Here is a 997-nt window from a genome sequence, read left to right on the forward strand (position 1 = left end):
GCTGAAGATGGTCAAACTTTGATTCAATTAACCAAATAAATTTATAAAGGAGTTTATCAATCATGGCAAAATTACCAAAAGATTTCTTATGGGGTGGCGCAATCGCTGCTCATCAAGCTGAAGGTGGCTGGAATGCTGACGGCAAAGGCCCAAGTGTTGCCGACGTAATGACTGCTGGTGGCCCTAACCAACCACGTGAAATTACAAAAACAGTTGAAGAAGATAAATACTATCCTAACCATGAAGCAGTTGACTTATATGGTCACTACAAAGAAGATGTGAAGCTATTTGCTGAAATGGGCTTAAAAGCTTTCCGTACATCTATTAACTGGACACGTATTTTCCCTAATGGAGATGACGCAGAACCAAATGAAGCAGGTTTACAATTCTACGATGATTTCTTTGATGAATTATTAAAATATGATATCGAACCAGTCATTACAGTAACGCATTTTGAGATGCCATTGAATTTAGCCCAAAATTACGGTGGTTTTAAAAACCGTGAAGTAGTTGACCACTTTGTACGATTTGCTGAAACTGTCTTTGAACGCTACAAAGATAAAGTGAAATACTGGATGACTTTCAACGAAATCAACAATATGATGGATTATTCAAATCCTGTATTCTTGTGGACAAATGCAGGTGTGACTGTTGAAGAGGGTGAAAATCCTGAACAAGTCATGTATCAAGCAGCCCACCATACTTTAATTGCTTCAGCTTTAGCTGTTGCAGCAGGTAAAAAAATTAATCCTGATTTTGAAATTGGTGCCATGGTTTCACACGTGCCAGTTTATCCAAAAACTGGTGATCCAGCCAACGTCTTCTTAGCTGAAGAAACTATGCGTATGCGTTACTTCTTCCCAGATGTGCAAGTGCGCGGGTACTATCCAAATTATTCATTAAAGGAATTTGAACGTAACGGTATTGAAATTCCATTCTTAGATGGTGATGAAGAAATTCTGAAAAATGGTAAAGTTGATTACTTAGGTTTCTCTTA

At 37.9% G+C, this 997-nt stretch carries 1 protein-coding gene; it reads left to right on the top strand.

Translation table 11 applies throughout. The features are described 5' to 3' along the window. Positions 1 to 62: 62 nt before the first annotated feature. Positions 63 to 997, top strand: a 935-nt coding sequence (locus tag ACRCJ0_RS15285; RefSeq protein ID WP_431391055.1) for a family 1 glycosylhydrolase, incomplete at its 3' end; no start/stop codon positions are given.

This window comes from Aerococcus sp. L_32 (assembly GCF_050689315.1).